Genomic DNA, 23,896 nt, shown 5'->3' on the forward strand with positions numbered 1-23,896 from the left:
ATGCCCAGGTGGAACCGTGCATGTCCCGGTCTCCGCCACTCTATATGGGGTGTGAACAGAGATTTCGCGAGCCTCGCGGCCCACTCAGGCCGGCCAAGGCTTGTCCCACAGCCAGGAGAACAGCAGTGATTCGGTCAGTTCCATGAGGGCGTCGAAGGCACGGCGACCCAATGTGCCCTGCCCGACCGATTCTTTCGTGTAGAGTGGCAGCTCCCGTACCAAACGCGCGCCCAGGAACACGCGAAGGGTGCCGGCTTCGTAACCCGCAGCCACCGGTGCCGTCAGCGGCCAGCGATAGACGATGCGCGCCGAGAGCCGATCCGGCGTCTCGATCGGAACATAGACGTCGACGGGTATTTTCGCCTGCAGGCCGACGGTAGAAGCAGCGCCGCCATAGACGCTGGCGTGGCCGATCACTTCGCCATCGGCGAAGATACGCTGGCTCTTGAAATTGCTGAGCCCCCATTCGAGGACGCGGCGCGTCTCCTCGATGCGTTCCTTGTCGCTCTTTAGGCCTCCCAGTGCCAGGAACAGCCGGCGTCCATCGCGCTGAATGGACGCTACGATCGAAAAGCCCTCGCCTTCGGCAAAGCCAAGCCCCAGACCATCCACGCCGATATTGAGCAGAAGCATCGGGTTCTTGTTGCGCTGATAGATCTTGTTCCAGGTAAAGTCGGCCTGCCCGAAATACTTGTAGAGATCCGGGTGCTTTACCTGCAGGTCCTGAGCCAGCATGACCATCTCTCGCGCGGAAACCTTGCCGCCGGCATTGGGATCGTTGGCATCCGGCAGGCCGGTGGAATTGGTGAAGGTGGACCGGGACATGCCGATCTCGCGGGCGCGCGCCGTCATGCGCCGCGCGAATTCGCGTTCGCTGATGGACATGCCTTCCGCCAGAACGATACAAGCGTCGTTCGCCTGCTGCACGGCAATACCCTGGATCAGATCACCGACGCGGATGCGCGATTTCAGAGCCGCGAACATCGTTGACGCACGCGAAGGAGCGCCACCCGTTCGCCAGGCATTTTCCGAGACGGGATATTCGGTATCCAGATTGATCTCACCTCGCCCGATCGCATCGAAAACGACATCCAGCGTCATCAACTTCGCAAGCGACGCAGGCGAAATCAGCTGATCCTCGTTTTTGGCAAGCAGGATAGTGCCAGTCGACGCCTCGATCATGAATGCCTGCGCGGCTTTCGTGTCGAAAGCGCCTGGTGCGGCCGGCTGCGCGAAGGCCGTGACATTCGCAAACCCGAGGAGAAAAAGGAACAAAAGAATCAAGCGCTTTGGCATATCGTCCCCTTCATCCGACCACCGGCTCGATTATTTTAGTGACCGGTTAAGATTCAGGCAATGACGCCGATCAATCGACCTGCGTCGTACCCTGATGCTGGCGGCGATAGGACGACAGGATCGATTCCTGCGTGAGCCCGTCATTGCGAACCATGACGGCATCGAAAGCGAGATCGACATAAACTGTTTTGACCGGCGCATTCTGATAGGCGGCGACAGCCGAACCCATCGATTGATCGTCAAGGCTTGCCAGTCGGGGCGTGAAATCCGGTCGCTCACGAGGAATCGGCCCGATTTGCGGCAGAACGATCATGACCGGTTCGGCGCTCTCGGCGGCAGGCATGGCGCCGCCGTTCCAGGTCATCGGCGGCGGATTGTTGCGCTTGTCGCCATTGTACGCAGGCTTCGGTGCATCGGCGAAGGCTGTTGCCGAATAGGGCGACTGGCGTGGGACGGGTGCGATCGCCGGTGCGGCTTCAAAGCTGCGCACCTGACGGCTGGGGCGCGTCGGTGTAGGGGTATACGAATCCGGCAGCTGATCCGCAGTCATGCGGCCGGCAGAAGCCACCATCACGCCTGTTGCGATCTGGCCACCCGGGTTGATGCCGGGTAGACGCGACCCCTTCGGGATGTAGGAGGCCATCAGATAAGGCTCGTCATGACCGTCCATGCGGGCGCGGCCGACATATTGCACGCGTACGTCGCCGGTGCCGCTGTGCTGAAGGTCAAGCAGCTGTGCCGTCTTGTTCGAAAGGTCGATGATGCGGCCGGGATGGTATGGGCCGCGATCGTTGACGCGAACGATGATGGAGGAGCCGGTCTCGACGTTGGTGACGCGCGCATAGCTCGGCAGCGGGAAGGTCGGATGGGCGGCGGTCAGCGACTGCTGGTCGTAGACTTCGCCGTTGGCGGTCAGGCGGCCGTGAAAGGCCGAACCGTACCAGGAAGCGAGGCCGACCTTGTTATAGCCGAAATCTTCCTTGGGGTAATACCACTTGCCCTTCACCTGATAGGGATTGCCGACCATGAAGCGGCCGCCGCCCTTCGGCACCGGGCCATTATTGACGACGCGAGGGCTCGCCTTCACGCCATATTCCTTCTCGGAGAAATATTCCTTGCCGTGCTGGCGCTTGCTGGGCACTTTCTGCGTCGTTCCGCAGGCCGTGATGGTTGCGCACATCAGTGAGAGAGCAAACCAACGCATGGCCGTTGTGTATGTCACCGCCCGATTTTCGAATGTCATCTGTCCCAAGCCGCTACTCATTACTTTGACGGAGGTCCACTACCGGTAGTCCCTCGTTCCGGTATCCTGCTACGCTCCAACCACCTAACGGTGCTTTAATCATGATTGCAGTTTGTCCATTTTGCGATGCAAATTGAGCGCACCGAAGAAATTCCGAAGATCATGGTTAATACTCAGTAAAGCAATGCCGGCTTCAAGTAGTCTCGATCAAAATCGTTTCGCTCCGGTAATGGACTGCTTTCTGATCGCCACCCGTCTGTCCGGATTGCAACAGTTGCTTTCGGTTTGTGATTGCGCTGGGATTTTGATGGACAGATTTGGAGCGGTTCTTTCAAGTGCTTGTATCAAGTCGCATCAGTAGTTCGTCGCGATAGATATCGCCGACTCTACCGCCCCGATAACGTGCTTCAGCTTGTCCGGGTTGCGGGTACAATAAATGGCGACGACTTTTTCCCGCTCGATCTGCAGCGCGGTGGTCTGCATGATGTTGCCGCCTTCTATCGTCACGAAGCCGGGTAAGCCATCAATGATCGCATAATGGATCAGTTGCGAGGGCTGTGCCCGGAAGATTTGTGCCAGCTGCTCATGAAGCCGTAGGGTGGCAGGAAGCCCGATATGTGGTCGCAGCGATGTCGGCACCTTGCCGCCGCCGTCGGCATAGACAACGACATCCTCCGAAAGCAGGGCCTGAAGAGAGGCCATGTCACCCGTTCTCGACGCAGTGAAGAAGGCAGTGGCAAACTTGAGCCCCTCTTCCTTGCCGATGGCGAAACGCGGCCGGGCCTCGGTGACATGCGCCCTCGCCCGACTTGCAAGCTTGCGGCAAGCGGCCGCTTCGCGACCGATCGCCAAGGAGACGTCGTCGAAATCCATGCCGAACACGTCATGCAGGAGAAAGGCGGCCCGCTCTAGCGGTGAAAGACGCTCCAGCGCCAGCATCAGCGGCATGGTTATATCGTCAGCGGCATCGCCGTCCTGCGGATCGAAAATCGGCTCGGGCAGCCAGGAACCCACATAGGATTCCCGGCGGCGGCGTGCCGATTTCAGCTCGTTCAGGCAAAGCCGGGTGACGATAGTCCGCAGGAACGCCGCCGGTTCGCGGACCGAGGCGCGATCGGTTGCCAGCCAGCGCAGCCAGCTATCCTGCACGATATCCTCGGCATCCGCGACCGATCCGAGCATTCTATAGGCAAGCCTGACAAGGCGCGGACGCAGTTCGGAGAAGATCGGGTCGGACGTCACCTCATTCATTGGCCGCAAACTCGCGTGCGAATGGATTGGCCTCGCGGCCACGGGCGTACTGCAACGCCGTCAGCGCCACCCGGCGGCCAAGATGGCGGGCCGTGGCGAGATCGGATGCGGGCGGCGCGGTCTCCGGACCTTCGTCCGTATTCGCCTGCGCTGCCGCGCCAAGCCAGAAGCCGAGGCGGTTCATGTCTTCTTCCGAGCCTGTCGAAGAGCAATTGGCCGGCGGCAGATCGAGACCGACCCAATGCATTCCATGCTGAGCTGCGAAGATTACCATCTGCATCAGCGTCGAAAGCTTGTCACCGGATCGTGACCCAGAGGTGGTGAAACCGGCCGCGATCTTGTCCCTCCACAAATAACCCCTCGCAAGAACGGTCTGCGACGTCGCCTCCTGGAATGCTTTGAATGATGCAGAAACTGCGCCCATGTAGGTCGGCGAGCCAAAGATGATCGCCTGCGCCGCATTGAGATCACCCCAATGGTGCTCCACCCTGTCCACGGTCACGACTATCGCCTCCGCGCCGTCAACCTCTTCGACCCCTGCCCTGACGGCCTCGGCCTGCCGGCCGGTATGTCCGTAGCCGCTATGATACACGATTGCGATGCCCTGGCGGATCATTGTCATCTCCTTCGAATTTAGTCTTGCGAAGGACATGACAAGGCATGAGTGCGGATTGTGACGTGCCTGGATTTCACGAGAACGTAAAAATTGGGAACTGCCCGGCCTGAGAGGTAGGTGACGTTTCGTACCGGAGACATGGGTAACACTTTTCGCTTTTTGGCGGGAGGTGTTGATGCCTTGGAAAGAGACTTCGGTGATGGAGGAACGTCTACGTTTTGTCGCCCGGCTGCTGGAGGGCGAAGGCATGAGCGATGTGTGTCGGGAGTTCGGCATCTCGCGCAAGACCGGTTACAAGATCTTCAATCGCTATAAGGATGACGGACTGGAGGCGCTGACGGACCGGTCTCGAAGGCCCGTGCGTTATGCCAATCAGTTGCCTGAGCCGGTCGAGGCGATGATCGTCTCGTGCAAGAAGAACAAACCCCACTGGGGTGCCAGGAAGATCAGGGAGCTTTTGGTGAAGCGCCTGGCCGGCGACGTGCGCGTACCCGCCAAGAGCACGGTGCATGCCGTTCTTGACCGGCACGGGTTAGTCGCTCATGCCCGCAAGCGGCAACGACACCGAGCCGAAGGAACCGTCTTATCTCAGGCCTTGCTGCCCAACGATCTGTGGTGTGCCGACTTCAAGGGCGAGTTCAAGCTTGGCAATGGTCAATACTGTTACCCGCTGACGGTCACCGACCAGACGTCACGTTATCTTCTTTGCTGTGAAGCCTTCGAGTCGACGCGCGAGCGAGGTGTTTTCGACGCCTTTCGGCGGTTGTTTGCCGAGCGTGGCCTGCCGGCGGCGATCCGCAGCGACAATGGACTACCCTTCGCCAGCCCCAACGGGCTCTACAATCTCTCGAAGCTGTCGGTCTGGTGGCTGAGGCTTGGCATTGCCCTCGAGCGCATCAGGCCGGGCCGTCCTCAACAAAACGGCCGGCATGAGCGCATGCACCTGACGCTGAAGCAGGAGGCCACCCGACCAGCTGGCAGAAATATCCTCCAGCAGCAGGCCCGCTTCGATGCATTCGTCAGCGAATTCAATGAGGAGCGGCCACACGAGGCGCTGGACATGAAGGTGCCGGCAGATCTCTACACCGCCTCGTCGCGCCCCTATCAAGGCCTGCCGCAGATCAACTACCCCTTCCATGACAGGAAGGCGCTGGTCACCAATTGCGGCCGCATCTGCATCTATCGCAAGAAGATCAACATCTCGACCGTCATGGCCGGCCAGAAGCTTGGAATCAAGGAAGTCGACGACGGTATTTGGCTCCTCAGCTTCATGCATTATGATCTGGGATATATCGATCTGGAGCAGAGAACTTTGCAAACCATCGACAAACCGTTCGGCACGAGGTTGTCACCCATGTCTTAGGGACGATCCGTTACCTATCTATCCGGGCTGGACAAAAGCCCTTTGGCGGAAGAGGTGGGATTCGAACCCACGGTACGGTTTCCCGCACGCCGGTTTTCAAGACCGGTTCCTTAAACCACTCGGACACTCTTCCAAGCAACTGAAAAGGCCTGAAAAATCTAAGCAGTGCCGATTTTTCGAAACCGGGTGTGGCTACCGGTTTTTTGCCCAATCACTCGACGGCTGGCTTTTTAGCAGCTTTGGTCGCCGCGTCAACTTGTTCCGCCTAGCTCCCTCGCATTCGAGAGGTCGGCTGGAATGGCGATTGAGGAATATCGGTCGGTTCAGGTGGCGCTGTGGTGAATTCATGTGTCAGCGCGCTAAAAATAAGGTGGCCCGGCCGCTGGAAAGGGCCGGCCACCTTCGCCAGGTCAGGGGTCAAATCTGACTGAAGCAAGCAATTAATAAGTCAAGCTTAGTTTTTGTCAATTGTCAGCGCGCCGCACCAAGCAATTGATGTTCGTCGTCCTGTTGATGGCTTCGGCTGTCCGGGATAGTTTCCTCCCATGACTTCGGACGATCATTCCCTCTCGCTCGGCACCAAGCCACTCGCTGGCCCTGCCCTCACCGCTTTTTTTAGTCGAGATGCCGTCGTGGTCGCGTCGGAGTTAATCGGAATGCGTTTCACGGTTGCGGAGATAGGCGGTCATATCGTCGAGACGGAAGCCTATAGGCCCGATGACGAGGCGTCCCATGCATATCGCGGGCCGACGCCGCGCAATGCGGCCATGTTCGGACCGGCCGGCCATGTCTATGTCTACCGCTCCTACGGCATTCACTGGTGTCTGAATTTCGTTTGCACCAAGGGGAGCGCCGTGCTCATCCGGGCGATCGAGCCGGAGAACGGGATCGAGGACATGATCCGGCGGCGGGGATTGGCTGACATCGTCTCGCTTTGCAACGGGCCGGGAAAGCTTTCGCAGGCGCTTGCTATCGATATAAGCCTCGACGGGCGCTCGCTGGATGCGGCACCATTTTCGTTGTCTCGGGCGGAACCGGTGCCGATCGTCTCGGGCAAGCGCATCGGCATCACGAAGAATATCGATCCGCTCTGGCGCTTCGGTGCTGCTGGCTCGCGCTTCGTCAGCCGCCGTTTCCCGTAATCCTGGTCAAGTCATGACCTCCACCAGAGGTGGAGGTTTGAAACGCTGCGCTTGAACCGCTAGAAGCGGTATTGTTAGCGCTTAGTAGCTACGATTGAAGAGGTCGGCAAAGTCGGAAGCTTTGTCGGCCTTTTCCTGATGACGGATATATTGTCTGACGACCTGCTCATTGTAGCCCGTCGTCGATACGAAATACCCGCGCGCCCAAAAGTGATAACCTTTGTAGCGGCGCTTGCGCGCATATTTGTTCGCTACGTAAAGGGCCGTCTTACCCTTCAAGAAGCCGACAATATGCGAAACCGAGTATTTCGGCGGGATCGATATCAACATATGCACATGGTCGGGCATCAGATGACCCTCCTCGATCTGGCAGCCTTTCTGCTGTGCCAGCCGACGTAAGAGTTCTCCCAACTCACGCCGCACGTCCCCGTAGAGTCTCTTCGTGCGGTATTTGCTGCCAAAAACAACGTGATACTTGCAGTCCCACGTCGCATGCGAGAGCGTTTGCTCATCCATATAACCTCCTTGTTCGAAGTCTGGGCCACGCCAGCGGTTCAAGCAGGAGGTCTCTTAACTACCGTGTAGAACTCGTCCAGTCCTCCACCGTAGGTGGAGGTTTATTTATGGATATAAAAAAGACCGCCGGGGTGGTGCCCGGCGGTCGTCTGGCCACGCAGTGAAACTGGAAAGACTGCGTGGCAAGCTTTTCCGCTCTCCATCGAATCGCGAAACGCTTGTCCTATGATTTCTCAACGCATTCCGGACGGAAAACCGCTTCGCACTTTTCCTGGAAATGCTCTATTCCATCGCGACACTGTGGTCGACCGCCGGTGGCGCTTTCGGCTTGCGCAAGAGCACCAGCAGCGGCATGGCGAAGATCGACATCAGCATCAGCAGCTTGAAGTCGTCGATATAGGCGATGATGGTCGCCTGCGTCGTGATCATGCCGTCAAGCGAGGCCCTGCCGACCGCTGTGAACGGGCTCACGCCCTGCGCGGCAGTGAGGTCGAAATAACGGTTGAATGGCGTGACATAGGCGGCAATGTTGGCATGGTTGACCTGTGTGTTCTCGGTAATCAGCATCGAGACGACCGAGATTCCAACGCTGGAGCCGATGTTGCGCGAGAGATTGTAGAGGCCTGTCCCCTCGCCGCGCATCTGCGCCGGCAGCGTCGCAAATGCGATCGTGGTCAGGGGCACGAAGAGGAAGCCGAGGCCGGCGCCCTGGACGAAGCCGACCGATATCAGCGTCCATTGTGAAACATCCGGCGTCCAGCCCGTCATGTCGTACATGGCCCAGGCGGTCAGTGCGAGACCGATGAACAGCAGCCAGCGCGTATCGATCTTGCCGATCAGGCGCCCCACAAGGAACATGCAGAACATCGTGCCGAGGCCGCGTGGCCCCATGACGATGCCGGCTGTGACGACCGGATAGCCCATCAGCGTCTGCAGATAGGGTGTCATCAGAGCCAGCGAAGCCAGATAGGTCACGCCGACGATGAAGATGAACAGGATGCTGACGGCAAAGTTCTGGTCCATGAACAGGCGTGGATTGACGAAACTTCGCTCGGCCGTGAACATGTGTACGAGGAAGAGGTAGAAGGCGCTGACGCAGACGAGTGCCTCGATGATGATTTCGCTCGAATAGAACCAGTCGAGCTGCTCGCCGCGGTCGAGAAACAGTTGCAGGCCGGCAATCCCGATCGACAGCATGCCGAAGCCGAACCAATCGAGCTTGGCGAGTGCATCGAGCTTCGTTTCCGTCACGTAGACGACGATTCCGAAGAAGGCGAGCGCGCCGATCGGCACGTTGATGTAGAACACCCAGCGCCAACTGATATTGTCGGTCAGCCAGCCGCCGATAACCGGGCCCAGCACCGGTCCGACCATGACAGAGACGCCGAACAGCGCCATGGCGCGACCGCGCTCCTCGACATTGTAGATATCGAGCAGAATGCCTTGCGACAACGGCACGAGCGACGCGCCGAACAGGCCCTGCAGCAGGCGGAATCCGACGATCTGTATCAGCGATTCCGACAGGCCGCATAGGACCGAGGCAACGACGAAGCCGGCGATCGCCACCAGCAAGACGCGCTTGCGGCCGAATTTCGCCGAGAGGAAGCCGGAGGGCGGAGTCATGATGGCAGCCGCGACGATATAGGACGTCAGCACCCAGTTGATCTGGTCGGCGCTGGCCGAGACGTCGCCCTGGATATGCGGCAGGGCGACGTTGGCGATGGTGGTATCCAGCGCCTGCATGATGACAGACAGGATGACACAGGCGGTGATCGCGCCGCGATTGGCGACGGGCGCTGATGGCGAGGCGGTGGTGGCGTTACTCATGATCCTGACCGCGGGAATGGCCCGACAGATTGGTAATGAAATCAGGCAGGCCGCGGGCGTGGCCAGTGTCGACATCGGCGACGACGCTCATCCCGACGCGCAGCGGCGACTTGCCTTCGGTGTCGTCGATATCGATGATCATCGGTATACGCTGGACGACCTTGACCCAGTTACCGGTCGTATTCTGCGCCGGCAGAAGCGAGAAACTGGAGCCGGATGCCGGCGCAATGCTGGCGACCGTGCCCTTCCAGCTCACACCCGGATAGGCGTCGACGGAGATATCGACCTTCTGGCCGGATCGCACATAGGTCAGCTCGGTTTCCTTCGGGCTGGCATTGATCCACATATGCGTGGTCGAAACCAGCGAAAAACCAGGCTGGGACGCGGTTAGATAAGCGCCGACCTGCAGGGAGGGAACGTTGGCAGTCACTCCGTCAAAGGGAGCCCTCACCACGGTATCGTCAAGCTCGCGCTGCGCATTGTCGACAGCGGCCTTGGCCTGCAGATAAAGCGGGTTCTGTTCCGCAGGCAGATCGGCAGCGCCTTCACCGCCCAACTGTGCAAGGGTCGCGGCGGCCGTGGCCTTTGCGACCAATACCTTCTGCTGTGCCGCTTCGAGATTGTGTCTGGCTTGGTCGAGAGCTGCCTTGGAAGCGACCGAATTGGTGATCAGGTTCTGCTGGCGGTCGAGTTCCGTCTGATAATACGGAATATCGGCCTGCGCCTGGGCGATTTCCGCCAGGGATTGCTTGTAGCTCGCCTGCAGGTTCAGGATCTGATTCCTGGCATTGCCGAGCTGCGCCTTCGCGCCGTCCAGTGCGATCCGGAATGAATCAGGTTTCAGGCGGAAGAGCACCTGTCCTTTCTTCACCGTTTCGTTTTCATGCACGTCGACCGATATCACCGTGCCGGAAACGTCGGTGGAAACACCAACCATATCGGCCTGGATATAGGCATTGTCCGTGGACATGATCTGCCCGCCGGTGACGTAGTAATAGCCGCCGATGACGAGCGCGACAGGCAGCAGTGCAAACAGCACGGGTCGCGTCAGCTTGCGGCGCTTGCGAGGCATTTCCGGGGGCGAGACCGGCGCCGCCGCTGCAGCCGCCGGCTGTGGCGAGGGATTGGAGGACGGGGCCTCGGCCACCGGGGCCTCAGTCTGTTCTGCGGAATTTGCGTTCGCGGGTACGCGGATTGAGGAAGAAGCTTCAGCCATGTTGTAACTCTTTGTCGACTGCCTTTGAACGGCAGGCGCTAATCAGGTTCGATTTCATAAGGATAAGCAATTCGTAGAGGCGCTCTTGATCCTCTTGCGAGGCTCCTTCGAGCGCTTCCCTGCGTGTCAGGTCGCCCATACCGCGCATCGTGTCCATCAATGGTCGGGCTTCGTCGCGCATGTAGAGCAGCCAGCTTCTTCGATCGTTTGGATGCTGCCGACGCTCCACCAGGCCGCGTTCGCTGAGCTTATCGAGGATGCGAACCAAGGTGATCGGCTCGATTTCCAGCATTTCGGCCAGGCCAGCCTGGTGAATGCCCTCGTTGTTTGCGAGGTAGGCGAGCGTCTGCCATTGCGAACGCGTCAGGCCCAGATCTTTTGCGCGCTGCTCGAATCGCTTCCGAAGAAGCCGGGCAACGTCATGGAGAAGAAAGCCGAGAGTAGGTGTCGAACTCATCTATAAGAAGCCTGCTATTCATAAGCAACCTTATAATGATTGCTACGTATAGTAAGCGCGCATGCGATACAAGGGGTATGTGATCAACAAATGGCGATGGCACAAGATGTCGCAGCCGCCGGCGGCGCTTTGGGCCAGGTATGAACGAAGCGCCTACAAAGGCCTTTAACGTTCAATCAAAAAAAGCGCAGCTCACTCGGCTGCGCCTTTGAACAGATTCGCAAATTGTGAGAGCCAGCCCCCACTAGCGGCGATTCAGCAGCCCGATGAGATAGCCGAGCCCGGCTGCTGCGGCGATCATGAAAATCGGCTCCTCGCGAACGCGCTCGCGCAATTGCTCAGTAAGTTCCTGGGCTTCTTCCGTGACGACAGACTTCGCTCCCTGCCCTATGGCTGCTACGCTCTGCGAAAGCTTTGCCAAATCTTCCCGCAATGCTGCGACCTGGGCGGCAAGATCTTCCATTGCCGTTTCCGTCTGCGCCCGCGCCGAAGATGAGGGAGTAGAAGCTGATTTCGTGTCTGCCATCATGTGCTCCTCATGTTTTCTCGTTGCTAAAACGCCGCTGCCTATCAAAGGTTCCGGCGTAGCTGCGCCTCATCGGGCGATTTCCCCACTGGCTCTTCAATTCCGGTTCGGATTGTTCTAAGGAACTCCGATTGTTTCGCCGTGTGCGAAGACTTGATGATGACGAGGTTTGCTTTCCGATGTTCGACGTGCTGAGAAAAATCGCCCAGACTTGGCTTGCCAAGGGCCTGTTGCTTCTTCTTGCGGCAGCTTTCGGTGTATGGGGCGTCGAGCGGTCCCTCATCAGCGGCGGCAGCAGCAATACGGTCGTCACCGTTGGCGATCAGCATATCGATACCAATGAATTCCGTCTCGCCTATCGTCGACAGATGCAGGCGATCAGCCAGCAGTTGCGCATGCAAATCACGCCGGAACAGGCGCGCGCCTTCGGTATCGGGCAGCAGACGGTGTCACAGTTGGTCGCCGGCGCTTCCCTCGATCAACTTGCCGCCGATATGGGGCTCGGTCTTTCGCAGGATCGGCTGGCCAAGCTGATCGGCGACGATCCGGCCTTCAAGGCTGCGAACGGCGCCTTTGACCGTCAAAAATTCGATACGCTTCTGCGCAACAGCAACATATCGCCCGATGATTACATCAAGGAGCGCAGCAAGGTCGCGATCCGTGGCCAGATTGTCGAGGCCGTATCGAACGGCTTTACCGCACCGACAATCCTTGTCGACGCCGTCAAGCAATACCACAACGAGACCCGCAGCATCGATTACCTGTTGTTGACCAACGCCAATATCGATCCCGTCAAGGCCCCGGCCGACGATGTCCTGCAGAAGTGGTTCGATGGCGTGAAGTCGAAATACCGCGCGCCCGAATATCGCAAGTTCGCCTTTGTAAAGTTGCAGGCCGAGGATATCGCCGACACCGCGAGTGTTACGGATGACGAAGTGCGTGCGCAGTTCGATAAGCGCAAGGACAGCTTCACCACGCCCGCAACCCGCACGATCGAGCAGCTGACCTTCGCCAACAAGGATCTCGCCAATGCCGCAGCCGATGCGCTGAAGACGGGGACCACCTTCGATCAGCTTGTCTCCGACCAGGGCAAGAAGCCTTCCGACGTGCTGCTCGGTACCTTCACCAAGGATCAGGTTCCGGATAAGATCGTTGCCGAAGCAGCCTTCGCCGTTTCCAAGGAAGGCGGCACCACTCCCGTTGTCGAAGGTTCGTTCGGCCCGGTGATCCTGCGCGTGACCAATGTGAAGAACGAAACGGCGAAGAATTTCGACGAGGTCAAGGAAGATATTCGCAAGCAGATTGCGCTCGGCAACGCCGCAAACGAGATCACCAGCGTTCACGACAAGTTCGAAGACCTGCGCGGCTCCGGCGCATCGCTGCAGGATGCAGCATCGCAGCTCAAGCTTAAACTCGTCACCGTCGATTCGATCGATCAGACCGGCCTTGATCAGAATGGCAACGAGATAAAGGACCTTCCGGCCCGCCAGCAGCTGCTTTCTGAAGTCTTCAAGGCCGATCAGGGCGGCAACCCCGCTCCTCTGACGGTCGGCAATGATGGCTATATCTGGTATGACGTGACGAACATCATGCCCGATCACGATCGTCCGCTTGCGGAAGTGCGCGAAAAAGCCGTTGCCGACTGGACTGCCGAACAGCAGAAGATTGCGCTCGCTGCCAAGGCGGTCGAACTGAAGCAGGAAGCGCAGAAGGGCAAGTCGCTTGCCGATATCGCCGCGCCGCTTGGTATCGCTGTTGAAAGCAAGAGCGGCATTACCCGCTCGACGGACGATCCGGTTTTGGGTCGCGGCGGTATCGCTGCAGCTTTCTCCGGTCCCGTCGATACGGCCGGAAGCGCCACCGGCGCCGATGACACCACGCAGATCCTGCTCAAGGTCACCGATGTCAACGACAATCCGACGACCGATGCGCTGAGCAACGACGATCAGCAGGTTGCCCAGATCGCCAACGCCGCCGGCGACGACATTCTCGATCAGATGGTCAGCCAGCTGCAGGGCAAATATACCGTCACGGTCAACCAGAGCCTCGCCGAACAGGCGATGTCCCGCTAGACCCGGTCGGGAGGATGGATAGTCGATGAGCGAATTGAAACCTTTTCTCGCCAAGGTCGCCAATCGCGAGGCATTGACGCGGGATGAAGCCCGGCAGGCATTCGAAATCCTGATGTCGGGTGAGGCCACGCCGTCTCAGATCGGCGCATTCCTGATGGCTCTGCGCGTGCGCGGCGAAACTGTCGACGAAATCGTCGGCGCCGTGACCACGATGCGTGCCAAGATGCTGCCGGTGAAAGCCCCGGCCGATGCCATCGATATCGTCGGAACAGGCGGCGACGGTGTCGGAACCTATAATATCTCGACGCTGGCAGCATTCATCGTTGCCGGCGCCGGCGTGCCCGTCGCCAAGCACGGCAACCGCGCCCAGAGCTCCAAGGCCGGCACCGCCGATACGCAATCCGTGTTGGGCATCAAGCTCGATATCGGGCCGGAGACGATCGCCCGCTGCATTCGGGAAGCCGGCATCGGCTTCATGTTCGCGCAGCTGCATCATTCCTCCATGCGCCATGTCGGTCCCTCGCGCGTCGAACTCGGCACGCGGACGATCTTCAATCTTCTTGGTCCGCTTTCGAACCCTGCTGGCGCCCGTCGCCAGCTGCTGGGCGTCTTCGCGCCGCAATGGGTGCTGCCGTTGGCCGAGGTGCTGAAGGATCTCAATGCGGAAAGCGTCTGGGTCGTGCACGGCGACGGTCTGGACGAAATCACCACGACCGGCAAGACCTCCGTCGCAGCACTTGAGAATGGCAAGATCCGCACTTTTGAGCTGACACCAGCCGACTTCGGCCTGCAGCATGCCGACCTTGCCGACCTCAAGGGTGGCGATGGCGTTGCCAATGCTGCAGCCCTTCGTGCCGTGCTCGCCGGCGAAAAGAACGCCTATCGCGATATCGCCCTTGCCAATGCGGCGGCCTCGCTGGTCATTGCCGGCAAGGCGGAAACGCTGCATGATGGCATGAAGCTCGCGGCCCATTCGCTCGATAGCGGCGCCACCGCCGTTGCGTTGGAAAAGCTTATCGCCGTTTCCAACGAGGAAGAACAGGACTAGGACGTCATGACCGATATCCTTCAAAAGATCGAGGCCTACAAGCGCGAGGAAATCGCCGCTGCCAAGGCCAGGCTTTCCCTTGCTGACCTCAAGGCGATGCAGGCCGGACAGTCCGCGCCGCGCGGTTTCCATAAGGCGCTGCTCGCCAAAAAGGATGCCGGCGCTTTCGGCCTGATTGCCGAGATCAAGAAGGCAAGCCCATCCAAGGGCCTGATCCGCCCCGACTTTGACCCGCCTGCCCTCGCCAAGGCCTATGAAGCCGGCGGTGCCGCCTGCCTTTCGGTGTTGACCGATACGCCAAGTTTCCAGGGTGCTCCGGAATTCCTGACGGCTGCCCGCGCGGCCTGCTCTCTGCCGGCACTGCGCAAGGACTTCATGTTCGACACCTATCAGGTGCAGGAAGCTCGTGCCTGGGGTGCCGATTGCATCCTCCTCATCATGGCCTCGCTTTCGGATGATGATGCCGAGCGTCTTCAGGACGAGGCATTCAGCCTCGGCATGGACGTGCTGGTTGAGGTGCACGACGCCGAAGAGATGGAGCGTGCGCTAAAACTCTCCTCCCCGCTGATCGGCATCAACAACCGCAATCTGCGCACTTTCGAGGTCAGCTTGACGGTTAGCGAGAACCTGGCACCCATGGTGCCGGAGGATCGGCTGCTGGTCGGTGAAAGCGGTGTCTTTACCCATGCCGATTGCAAGCGCCTCGAGGCCGTGGGTATCAGCACCTTCCTCGTCGGTGAGAGCCTGATGCGCAAGGACGATGTGACGGCGGCAACCAAACTGCTTCTGAACGGCGAAACCGATATTCTGGCGGCTGAATGAAATGAGCACCGAGAAGGCCGGTCTTACGCATATCGACGCTTCGGGCGAAGCTCATATGGTCGATGTCGGCGACAAGGCCGAGACGGCACGCAGCGCCACCGCGACCGGCTACGTCAGGATGAAGCCGGAGACCCTGATGCTGATCCGAGAGGGCAACGCCAAGAAGGGCGACGTCATCGGCACGGCGCGGCTTGCCGGCATCATGGCGGCGAAGCAGACCAGCAATCTCATTCCGCTCTGCCATCCCCTCATGTTGACGAAGGTTGCCGTCGACATCGTAGAGGATGCCGCCCTGCCCGGCCTGCGTGTCACCGCGACGGCAAAACTGACCGGCCGCACCGGCGTCGAGATGGAAGCACTGACGGCGGTTTCCGTCGCCTGCCTGACGATCTACGACATGGCCAAGGCCGCCGATCGCAGCATGGAAATCGGCGGTATCACTCTATTGGAGAAATCCGGCGGCAAATCGGGGGATTTCCGCCATCCGGGGGCCTGACACATGAGCCTATTGCCCGTTGCCGAAGCGCAGGCGCGCCTATTGGACAGTGCAGCGCCGATCCATCGTGTTGAAAGCGTTCCACTCGATATGGCCGAAGGCCGGGTTCTCGCCAAAGATCTGACGGCCCGTCTGACACAGCCGCCTTTCGACGCTTCGGCGATGGATGGTTACGCGCTGCGCTTCGATGATGCGGCAATGCCGGGTTCGGAGCTGCAGGTCATCGGTGCCTCTGCCGCTGGCCACGCCTTCGATGGTAGCGTCGGCAAAGGCGAAGCGGTGCGCATTTTCACCGGTGCTCCCGTTCCCACGGGCGCCGATTCGGTTCTCCTGCAGGAAGACGCCGTACGGCTAGACGGCGATCGTATCAAAACCAGCTACCCCTTGCGCAAGGGGCAGCACATACGCCCGCGCGGACAGGATTTCCTGGAAGGCGAAGCCGTGCTTCCGGCCGCTACTGTCATGGATTTTTCGCGCCTTACGGTCGCCGCGGCCATGAATCATCCTGCATTGGATGTCTATCGCCGGCCGCTTGTGGCGATTCTTGCAACCGGCGACGAGCTAGTGGCGCCGGGCAATGAACCAGGGCCATCGCAAATCATTGCCTCGAATACCTTTGGCATTGCCGCACTCGCGCGCAATGCCGGCGCGCATGTGCTCGATCTCGGCATCGTCGCCGACGACAGCGACGAGATCACCGCTGCTATCGGTCGGGCGCAGGTGGCCAAGGCCGACATCATCGTCACGCTCGGCGGCGCCTCTGTCGGTGATCATGATCTGGTACAGGCAACGATGATAGCAGCCGGCATGAAGCTGGATTTCTGGCGCATCGCCATGCGCCCTGGCAAGCCGCTGATGGTCGGCAGCCTTGGCGATATGCACGTCCTCGGCCTTCCCGGCAATCCCGTTTCCAGCCTCGTCTGTGGCCTGCTCTTTCTCGAGCCGTTGATAAGAAAGCTCGCATCCCTACCCCCGGTGAGGCGCGAAGGCATTGCGCGCGCCGCCGTGCCCTTTGCCGTCAACGATCAGCGACAGGATTACATCCGCGCAACACTGACGAAAGCTGCCGATGGCAGCTGGCTCGCCGAGCCCTTCTCTAAGCAGGATTCGTCGATGATGAAAGTCTTTTCGCGCGCCGACTGCCTGGTCGTCCGCCCGCCGCATGCACCGCAATTGGAAGCGGGTTCGCCCACTCCAGTCATAGTCCTGCGGCCCGATCTGCTGGGCTGAAGTTACCCGGGGAAGTGCTTAGCGCGGCTTTCCCGCTAGAAGCATTAAGACAATAAAAGGGGGCACGAAAAAGCCGGGGGGTTTGACCCACCCGGCTCGCAATCATCAGATCGATACGCCGATCAATTACTTTACCGGCTTCTCATGGTGGCCGCCGAAGCCGGCGCGCATGGCGGAGAGAACTTTGTTGGCGTAATCGTCATTGCCACGCGAAGCAAAACGGCCGTAAAGCGCAGCGCTCAGCACCGGCGTCGGAACGCCTTCGTCGATCGCAGCCGAGATCGTCCAGCGGCCTTCGCCGGAGTCGGAAACGCGGCCGGCATATTGCGAAAGAGCTGCGTCGCCATGCAGCGCGTCGGCCGTGAGGTCGAGCAGCCACGAGGTGATCACGCTGCCGCGGCGCCAGACTTCGGAAATTTCAGCAATGTCGAGATCATACTGATAGTATTGCGGATGCGAGAGCGGCGCGGTTTCAGCGTCCTTCTCGGCGTCCTGCTTGCCGATATTGGCATGGCGCAGCACGTTCAGGCCTTCGGCATAGGCGGCCATCAGGCCATATTCGATGCCGTTATGGACCATCTTGACGAAGTGGCCGGCGCCGGAGGGGCCGCAATGCAGATAGCCCTGTTCTGCCGTGCTGTTCTTGGCAGCCTCTTCCGAGCGCATTGCCGACGGAGCGACGTCACCGACGCCGGGGGCCAGCGTTGCGAAGATCGGCGACAGATGCTGGACGGTTTCCTTTTCGCCGCCGATCATGAGGCAATAGCCACGCTCGAGGCCGAAAACGCCGCCGCTGGTGCCGACGTCGACATAGTGAATGCCCTTCGGCTTCAGCTCTTCGGCACGGCGGATATCGTCGTGATAATAGGAATTGCCGCCATCGATGACGATGTCGCCCTCTTCCAGCAGCGGGACGATCGCCGCCAGTTCCTGATCGACGATTGCCGCCGGCAACATCAGCCAGACGACGCGTGGCTTTGCAAGCTTCGATACGAAATCCGCGAGAGACTTGCTGCCGGTGGCGCCGAGCTGCTCAAGCCCGGCGATGCTTTCCGGGCGCGCATCGAAAACAACGGCGCTGTGACCGCCTCGCATCAGGCGCTGCACCATGTTGTTGCCCATACGGCCAAGGCCAATCATTCCGATTTGCATGTTTCAGTCTCCTAGGACGGTTTCAATCGTTTGAATACTGCATAGAGATATTTCGCAATATTTTCCAATGAACAAATGACGGGAGAGCTATGCAGGAGCCATGGAGCGGAGAAAAATGCGCGCGTTCACGCATCCGTGATGTCGCATGCCGAAGCCTCCCGCTTTTCTCCATGATCGCGCTTTGCCGGCTTGGAGGAAAGCTGTATTTTGCTTCCCGTTCGCGTTGATAGATTTAGCATCGATCTCGAATTCCTTGCACAATTCTCTTTCAGGTGGGCCTCACATAGGGCGAAAAAGGGGGCATATGACTGCGTCTTTGAAACTGCCGCTGGTTCCAGCTTCGTTTTTCGGTATGGTTCTTGGCCTTTCCGGTCTCGCCAATGCGTGGCGCGTGGGTGGACGCATCTGGCACCTGCCGGCCCTTATCGGTGAAGTGCTGACCTTTGTTGCGCTAGCCGTCTGGCTGGTGCTGATCGTGCTCTACGCTTTAAAATGGATGGTTGCGCGCGAGGAGGCCTTCAAGGAAGTGGTGCACCCTGTCCAGTGCTGCTTCATCGGCCTCGTCGGTGTCGCAACCATGCTGGTGGCTGGTGGCCTGCTGCCTTATTCGCGCATCGGTGCCGAAACCATATTCCTGATCGGCGCCGTCTTTACCCTGGCATTCTCCGTCTGGCGCACGGGAGGGCTCTGGCAGGGCGAACGCGATATTGCCGCGACGACCGCCGTGCTCTATCTGCCAAGTGTCGCCGGCAGCTTCGTGACCGCTATCGTCGGCGCCGCCCTCGGCTTTCCGCAATGGGCGCAGCTTTTCTTCGGCGCCAGCTTCTTCGCCTGGCTTGCGATCGAATCCGCGCTGCTGCATCGCCTACTGACAGGACCGGCGTTGGCCGCGCCGCTGCGGCCGACCCTTGGAATTCAGCTGGCTCCGCCGGCCGTTGGTGCGCTAGCCTATATCAGCGTCACCCAAGGCCCTCCCGATATGCTCGTCCACGCAATGATCGGCTATGGCTTGCTGCAGGCACTGATCATGTTGCGCCTCCTGCCCTGGATCATGAAAGAAGGTTTCAGCCCCGCCTATTGGGCCTTCACCTTCGGCGCGACCGCACTGGCGACTGCCCCTATGCGCCTTGTTGAGCGTGGCGATGTCGGCGCAGTCACGCAACTTGCCCCCATTCTCTTCGCCGCCGCCAATATCGTCGTCGGTTTGATCGCGCTGGCGACGATCCGGCTGATTGCCAACCGCAAACTCGTCATCGGCTGGGTCGCGCTTGCCGACCGCGACGCTGGCACCGTTGGCCAGCGGTAGAGCTCAATCTCACTTTTGGAGGGTGATTTGCTTGATCATGTGACGATCGGGGTTCGCGATCTCGAGCGATCGAAGATCTTCTATGACACGGTGCTGCGCGCTATCGGCATAGAGCGTCTTTATGCTGAAGGCGAAAGATTTGCGGGTTACGGCGTTGGACAGAAGGCTTTCTTCTGGATCGGTCAGCGCGATGCGCCACAAACAAGTGCACATATAGCCTTCACGGTCGAAAGCAGGAAAATCGTTGACGAATTTCACCGGGCGGCGCTTGCAGCCCGCGGCATCGACAACGGCCCTCCCGGGCTTCGTCCTCACTATCATGCGAACTATTATGGCGCTTTCGTTCTCGATCCGGATGGCCACAACATCGAAGCGGTTTGTCACTTGCCGATGACTTGAGTGGTGGGAGCTGCATTTCCTGTGAAGTCACTGTACGGGTGGCCGTACAAAGCGCATACGCCAAATCGGTGCGAAGGCAATGCGGCTATCGAAACGATAAAAAATGGTCTGAGTATGTGCCGTTCAAGAACGCAAGACTCGTTGGTCGTTAGCGATATCCATGGCTTTCCGGAAACTTTTGTCGAACTATTGGGTGCCGGAGGCTTTAGGCACCGCGGTTTACAACTTGCCAGCCTCAGCGGGCGCCCTGACCTGAGTGGAGAAAATCTTCACGACCACCTTTTCAATAAAGGTGGTTTGCAACAAGCGCTTCGAGGACTTCTCGAACTTGATGGACGCATGTGTGTCGGCATCGGCTTCAGCGCAGGTGGAACTGTTTTATGGAATGCGGTCAAGGAGGGGCTGGAGCTCAAGGCTTTGATCTGCGTGTCATCAACGAGACTGCGCTTGGAAACTTCCCCTTTGAATATACCGACTATGGTACTTTGGGGAGAGGCCGACCCATATCGGCCAACCGAAAGTTGGAACAACACTCTTCCACGTTGTTGGAAAGCCTACGCAGGAAAGCAGCACGATTTCTATCGGATTGACGCCGCTACGCCGAACTCTCCTTTGCACATGGATATTGCAGCCTTCATCGAAAGCCTCTTTCCATAGCGCGTATCTGTGCTCGTTTGGGACCATATGGCCTTCACCGCAGCCAGCCGCCAAATCACTCTACCGGCGGACCGACATAGCGCGCACGCGGCCGAATGAGCCTGCCGCTGGTGGCCTGCTCCATGGCATGCGCAAGCCAGCCGACCGTCCGCGCCAGCGCGAAAATGATCAACGGTGCATCCTCCGGGAGATGATAGGCGTGGGTCATCGCCGTCAGTGCGAAATCAACATTGACGCGCTCACCGACCAATTGCTCGCCGACATCGCGAACCCTGGCGAAGAGCGGAGGCAGTGTGAAGCAGCCAAGCAGCGCCTCGCCACGGATATCGACGTCAGGATAAAGCTGATGGCCGAAAGCCGGCAATGGCCGTCCTTCCGCCAGATAGCTGCGCACCGCTTCGTCCACTCCCGTCGTGGCCGCTCGCGCGATCAGCGTGCGCGCGCTCTGCCATGCGCCGCCATGCAGCGGACCCGTCAGCGTCGAAAGACCGGATAGGGTGGCCGCAGATAATGTTGCGCCTGACGATGCCGTGATCCGCGCGGTGAAGGTCGAAGCGTTCAGCTCATGATCTGCAAGCAGGACGAAGCTACGGCGGATCACATCCTCGGCATCCGGACGGTTCCAGGCAGTCGCGAGACGTCGATGCAGCGGCTGATCCCACGGGCCCGGAGCCAATGCTTCAGCCACCGTACCGAATACGCTTTCAGCTTCGTTTTGGAGGGCCGGAAGTGAGCGTCCGAGCGACGGCAGGTCGCCTGTTATGCGCTCGGCAAGCATGGAGAAAGCGCTATCCAGGGAGGGCGGCTTCCGCCGCGCGGCGTTTGGCTCGAATCGCAATGGCCGCTTCATGTCCCAAAGCAGCAGCGCGACATCTTCGAGGCTTGCGCTTTCGGCAAGCATCGCCGCATCCTGGCCGCGATAGAAAAGCCTGCCGTTCGAAACCGTGGACAGCGCCGATGGCAATACCGGATCGCCCCATTGAATGGCCTCGGCGGCCACCGCCTCCGTCTTGCGCCTTCCGGCATGGCGGGCGGCCAATCGCTTGACGTCATCGGCGAAATAAAGGCTGCGCCGCGTATCTGCGGGATCGGCTTTCGCACGAATGCGCCCGCGGCTGACATTGGCGTAGAGCGTCTGTGATTTCGTTCCCAGCAGGTTCAGCGCCTGCTCTGCCGTCAGCCAGCTCATCGGTTCTCATATTGATCAATTGCATCAAGATTGACGTCAATAGGAATAGATCCGATCTAATCGGATAGTCAAAGGAGAACCGTAATGAAAAGTGGTCTTGAAGATGTCATTGCCGCAGAAACCAAGCTGTCCGACGTCGACGGCGCTGCCGGTCGCCTGATTATCCGCGGCGTGTCGCTCGATGATCTGGTGGCAACCAGCCGCTTCGAGGATGTTGCGGCACTGCTGCTGGATGGCCTGTTTGACGAACATATCGATGCAGCTTCCATCCGAACTCAACTCGGCGCGGCTCGCGTTGCGCTTTTCCCGCATGTTGAGGCTGCCGATGCCGCTCTGCTCGCACTGCCGCCGGTGGATGCCGTGCGTGCCTTGCTGGCACGCGTGGCCGACGGCGAGGATTTCGCCACCGCGATCCGCCTGATGGCGGCACCGGCCGTTTTCCTGCCGGCCATCTTGCGATTGCAGAAAGGCGAAGCACCGATAAGGCCGAATGCATCCTTGTCCCAATCCGGTGATATCCTGCGCATGTTGACGGGCCGGTTACCGACGGCAGAGCAGACGGCAGGTCTCGATGCCTATTTGGTGACGATTTCCGATCACGGCTTGAATGCGTCGACCTTCGCCTCCCGCGTCATCGCCTCGACCCAGGCCGGCCTGACCTCCTCCGTGCTTGCAGCAATCAGCGCCCTCAAGGGACCGCTGCATGGCGGCGCGCCCGGCCCTGTCCTTAATATGTTTGACGGTGTCGGAAAGCCCGAAAATGCACGTGCCTGGCTGTCGCAGGCGCTCGATCGTGGCGAGCGACTGATGGGCTTCGGCCATCGCATTTACCGCGTCCGCGACCCGCGCGCGGATGCGCTGAAGACGGCATTAAAGCCGATCTTTGCCAGCGGACAGGCAGATGCCGGACGTATCGCCTTGGCGGAAGCGATCGAGACGGCGGCACTGGCGCTGTTGAAAGAGCGCAAGCCGGATCGGCCCTTGGACGTCAATGTCGAATATTACACCGCCCTGCTGCTCGATGCCCTTGGCTTCCCCCGCAGCTCCTTCACCGGCGTCTTCGCGATCGGCCGCACGGTCGGCTGGATCGCCCACGCCCGCGAGCAGACGCTTGACGGACGTTTGATCCGCCCGCAATCGCGCTATGTCGGTCCACTGCCGAAGGCGGCATAAGTCAGTCTATCGGAAGACGGAACTTAGGCGGCCGCGGATTGGCGCGGCCGCATCATGCCCTCGCGGATATGGCGGGCAAGCTCTAACGCTTGCGGTGTCGCGCCACTTTTCGGCAAATGCAGATTGATCGAAAAGACCGGCAATTCGGGCAGACCCTGCTCGACGGGGAGAATATCGAGATCAGCCGGAACGGTCGAAGCGAGCCAGGCGGTGATAGCCAGATCCGTGCGCACCGTCGCCGTGGTCGCCTCGATATTGCCGTTCTCAAAGACCGTCCGCCAGCGCAACCCATCCTTGCTGAGTGCGGCAAAGACCGACGATCGGAAGGCACAGGTATCGGCAACCATCGAGATCGGCAGCGGCACCTTGCGATAAGCGTTGCCGCCCTTCGCTCCGACCCAGACGAGCCGCTCCACAGCAAGGCATTCGGCTTGCGACGTGCCATATGGTTCCTCCGCCACACAGAGGTCGACGGTTCCCTTCCCCAGCTCTTCCAGCAGTTCCGGCGACGATGCGCAGACCAGCGAAATCTCCACCTGCGGATGGCGCTCGGCATAGGATTTCAGCACGGGCGCCAGCGTCGCTCCAACAAGGTCATAGGGAACGCCGAGCCGGACGCCGCCGCGAACCGTGCTTTCCGTCATGTCGTCCCAGATCTCGTCGTTCAACGCCAATAGGCGGCGGGCATTGCCGCGCAGGCGTTCACCGGCCTCCGTCAGCCGCAATCCGCGTCTGTCCCGTTCGAACAGAGCGCAGCCGAGCATGTCCTCCAACCGCTTGATCTGCTGGCTGACGGCGCCCTGGGTCATATGCAGCATATTGGCTGCAATCGTCATGCTCCCTTGGTCGGCAACCGTGGCGAAGGTTCTGATGAGGGCAATATCAAAGTTTCGGATCAT

The 23,896-nt window shown here is 59.7% G+C and carries 23 protein-coding genes and 1 tRNA gene; 11 read left to right on the forward strand and 13 right to left on the reverse strand.

Going from position 1 to position 23,896, the window contains the following annotated elements:
* Positions 1-84: 84 nt before the first annotated feature.
* The 4 genes from RTCIAT899_RS09045 to RTCIAT899_RS09060 form a co-directional block, all read right to left on the reverse strand.
* On the reverse strand, positions 85-1,296 hold the full coding sequence (locus RTCIAT899_RS09045; protein ID WP_015339919.1) for a D-alanyl-D-alanine carboxypeptidase family protein: 1,212 nt from the start codon (positions 1,294-1,296) through the stop codon (positions 85-87).
* A gap of 70 nt (positions 1,297-1,366) precedes the next feature.
* Positions 1,367-2,539 carry a septal ring lytic transglycosylase RlpA family protein gene (locus RTCIAT899_RS09050; protein ID WP_041677436.1) on the reverse strand — a complete coding sequence of 391 codons (1,173 nt, stop codon included), beginning with the start codon at positions 2,537-2,539 and terminating at the stop codon, positions 1,367-1,369.
* Between the two features lie 354 nt (positions 2,540-2,893).
* Positions 2,894-3,790, reverse strand: a complete 897-nt coding sequence (locus tag RTCIAT899_RS09055) for a sigma-70 family RNA polymerase sigma factor (protein ID WP_015339921.1) — start codon at positions 3,788-3,790, stop codon at positions 2,894-2,896.
* Entirely contained in the window at positions 3,783-4,406 is a 624-nt protein-coding gene (locus RTCIAT899_RS09060) for a flavodoxin family protein (RefSeq protein WP_015339922.1), read from the reverse strand. Before RTCIAT899_RS09060 ends, RTCIAT899_RS09055 begins: the two co-directional genes overlap by 8 nt.
* A gap of 175 nt (positions 4,407-4,581) precedes the next feature.
* Here RTCIAT899_RS09060 and RTCIAT899_RS09065 point away from each other — a divergent pair, with 175 nt between their 5' ends.
* Entirely contained in the window at positions 4,582-5,769 is a 1,188-nt protein-coding gene (locus RTCIAT899_RS09065; protein WP_015339923.1) for an IS481 family transposase, read from the forward strand.
* A 43-nt stretch (positions 5,770-5,812) separates the two neighbouring features.
* Here the strand turns inward: RTCIAT899_RS09065 and RTCIAT899_RS09070 are convergent.
* Positions 5,813-5,902: transfer RNA gene (locus RTCIAT899_RS09070), tRNA-Ser, on the reverse strand.
* 412 nt (positions 5,903-6,314) lie between these two features.
* Here RTCIAT899_RS09070 and RTCIAT899_RS09075 point away from each other — a divergent pair.
* Complete coding sequence (locus RTCIAT899_RS09075; RefSeq protein ID WP_015339924.1) at positions 6,315-6,911, forward strand: DNA-3-methyladenine glycosylase; 597 nt, start codon at positions 6,315-6,317, stop codon at positions 6,909-6,911.
* An 81-nt stretch (positions 6,912-6,992) separates the two neighbouring features.
* Here RTCIAT899_RS09075 and tnpA read toward each other — a convergent pair whose 3' ends face one another.
* The 5 genes from tnpA to RTCIAT899_RS09100 all read right to left on the reverse strand — a co-directional run bounded on the left by tnpA (position 6,993) and on the right by RTCIAT899_RS09100 (position 11,453).
* Positions 6,993-7,427: an IS200/IS605 family transposase gene (tnpA, locus tag RTCIAT899_RS09080; RefSeq protein ID WP_015339464.1), complete on the reverse strand. Its 435-nt coding sequence runs from the start codon at positions 7,425-7,427 to the stop codon at positions 6,993-6,995.
* Positions 7,428-7,709: 282 nt separating this feature from the next.
* Positions 7,710-9,254, reverse strand: coding sequence for a DHA2 family efflux MFS transporter permease subunit (locus tag RTCIAT899_RS09085; protein ID WP_015339925.1), 1,545 nt, complete (start codon positions 9,252-9,254; stop codon positions 7,710-7,712).
* Positions 9,247-10,470: an HlyD family secretion protein gene (locus tag RTCIAT899_RS09090; protein WP_041677437.1), complete on the reverse strand. Its 1,224-nt coding sequence runs from the start codon at positions 10,468-10,470 to the stop codon at positions 9,247-9,249. Before RTCIAT899_RS09090 ends, RTCIAT899_RS09085 begins: the two co-directional genes overlap by 8 nt.
* Positions 10,463-10,927, reverse strand: coding sequence for a MarR family winged helix-turn-helix transcriptional regulator (locus RTCIAT899_RS09095; protein WP_015339927.1), 465 nt, complete (start codon positions 10,925-10,927; stop codon positions 10,463-10,465). The genes RTCIAT899_RS09090 and RTCIAT899_RS09095 overlap by 8 nt, the downstream gene beginning before the upstream one ends.
* Positions 10,928-11,171: 244 nt before the next feature.
* On the reverse strand, positions 11,172-11,453 hold the full coding sequence (locus tag RTCIAT899_RS09100) for a hypothetical protein (protein WP_041677890.1): 282 nt from the start codon (positions 11,451-11,453) through the stop codon (positions 11,172-11,174).
* A 179-nt stretch (positions 11,454-11,632) separates the two neighbouring features.
* Between RTCIAT899_RS09100 and RTCIAT899_RS09105 the strand changes: the two genes are divergently transcribed.
* Genes RTCIAT899_RS09105 through RTCIAT899_RS09125 form a run of 5 tightly spaced genes read left to right on the forward strand, consistent with a single transcriptional unit; the run spans position 11,633 to position 17,121 of the window.
* Positions 11,633-13,525 (forward strand): peptidylprolyl isomerase, encoded by a 1,893-nt coding sequence (locus tag RTCIAT899_RS09105; RefSeq protein WP_041677438.1) that lies wholly within the window; start codon positions 11,633-11,635, stop codon positions 13,523-13,525.
* Positions 13,526-13,550: 25 nt separating this feature from the next.
* Positions 13,551-14,573 carry an anthranilate phosphoribosyltransferase gene (trpD, locus tag RTCIAT899_RS09110; RefSeq protein WP_015339930.1) on the forward strand — a complete coding sequence of 341 codons (1,023 nt, stop codon included), beginning with the start codon at positions 13,551-13,553 and terminating at the stop codon, positions 14,571-14,573.
* A gap of 6 nt (positions 14,574-14,579) precedes the next feature.
* Positions 14,580-15,395: an indole-3-glycerol phosphate synthase TrpC gene (trpC, locus tag RTCIAT899_RS09115; RefSeq protein WP_015339931.1), complete on the forward strand. Its 816-nt coding sequence runs from the start codon at positions 14,580-14,582 to the stop codon at positions 15,393-15,395.
* Position 15,396: 1 nt separating this feature from the next.
* Complete coding sequence (moaC, locus tag RTCIAT899_RS09120) at positions 15,397-15,891, forward strand: cyclic pyranopterin monophosphate synthase MoaC (protein WP_015339932.1); 495 nt, start codon at positions 15,397-15,399, stop codon at positions 15,889-15,891.
* Between the two features lie 3 nt (positions 15,892-15,894).
* On the forward strand, positions 15,895-17,121 hold the full coding sequence (locus RTCIAT899_RS09125) for a molybdopterin molybdotransferase MoeA (protein ID WP_015339933.1): 1,227 nt from the start codon (positions 15,895-15,897) through the stop codon (positions 17,119-17,121).
* Positions 17,122-17,247: 126 nt separating this feature from the next.
* On the opposite strand, the gene gnd is transcribed toward RTCIAT899_RS09125, so the two are convergent.
* Complete coding sequence (gene gnd, locus RTCIAT899_RS09130) at positions 17,248-18,273, reverse strand: phosphogluconate dehydrogenase (NAD(+)-dependent, decarboxylating) (RefSeq protein ID WP_015339934.1); 1,026 nt, start codon at positions 18,271-18,273, stop codon at positions 17,248-17,250.
* A gap of 304 nt (positions 18,274-18,577) precedes the next feature.
* Here gnd and tehA point away from each other — a divergent pair, with 304 nt between their 5' ends.
* From tehA to RTCIAT899_RS09145, 3 genes are read left to right on the forward strand one after another with little or no spacing between them, the layout of a single operon-like run.
* Positions 18,578-19,579, forward strand: a complete 1,002-nt coding sequence (tehA, locus tag RTCIAT899_RS09135; RefSeq protein ID WP_015339935.1) for a dicarboxylate transporter/tellurite-resistance protein TehA — start codon at positions 18,578-18,580, stop codon at positions 19,577-19,579.
* A 27-nt stretch (positions 19,580-19,606) separates the two neighbouring features.
* The gene (locus RTCIAT899_RS09140; protein ID WP_015339936.1) at positions 19,607-19,978 is read left to right on the forward strand and encodes a VOC family protein; all 372 of its coding nucleotides are present in this window, start codon (positions 19,607-19,609) and stop codon (positions 19,976-19,978) included.
* A gap of 21 nt (positions 19,979-19,999) precedes the next feature.
* A complete protein-coding gene (locus RTCIAT899_RS09145) occupies positions 20,000-20,635 on the forward strand; it encodes a dienelactone hydrolase family protein (protein ID WP_244441450.1) in 636 nt (211 codons plus the stop codon).
* Positions 20,636-20,690: 55 nt separating this feature from the next.
* On the opposite strand, the gene RTCIAT899_RS09150 is transcribed toward RTCIAT899_RS09145, so the two are convergent.
* Complete coding sequence (locus RTCIAT899_RS09150; protein ID WP_015339938.1) at positions 20,691-21,824, reverse strand: citrate synthase; 1,134 nt, start codon at positions 21,822-21,824, stop codon at positions 20,691-20,693.
* A gap of 84 nt (positions 21,825-21,908) precedes the next feature.
* On the opposite strand from RTCIAT899_RS09150, the gene RTCIAT899_RS09155 reads away from it, so the two are divergent.
* Positions 21,909-22,997 (forward strand): citrate synthase/methylcitrate synthase, encoded by a 1,089-nt coding sequence (locus tag RTCIAT899_RS09155; RefSeq protein ID WP_015339939.1) that lies wholly within the window; start codon positions 21,909-21,911, stop codon positions 22,995-22,997.
* Positions 22,998-23,020: 23 nt separating this feature from the next.
* Here RTCIAT899_RS09155 and RTCIAT899_RS09160 read toward each other — a convergent pair whose 3' ends face one another.
* Positions 23,021-23,896, reverse strand: coding sequence for a LysR family transcriptional regulator (locus RTCIAT899_RS09160; protein ID WP_184461907.1), 876 nt, complete (start codon positions 23,894-23,896; stop codon positions 23,021-23,023).

Source organism: Rhizobium tropici CIAT 899, assembly GCF_000330885.1.
In the GTDB taxonomy this organism is placed as follows: domain Bacteria; phylum Pseudomonadota; class Alphaproteobacteria; order Rhizobiales; family Rhizobiaceae; genus Rhizobium; species Rhizobium tropici.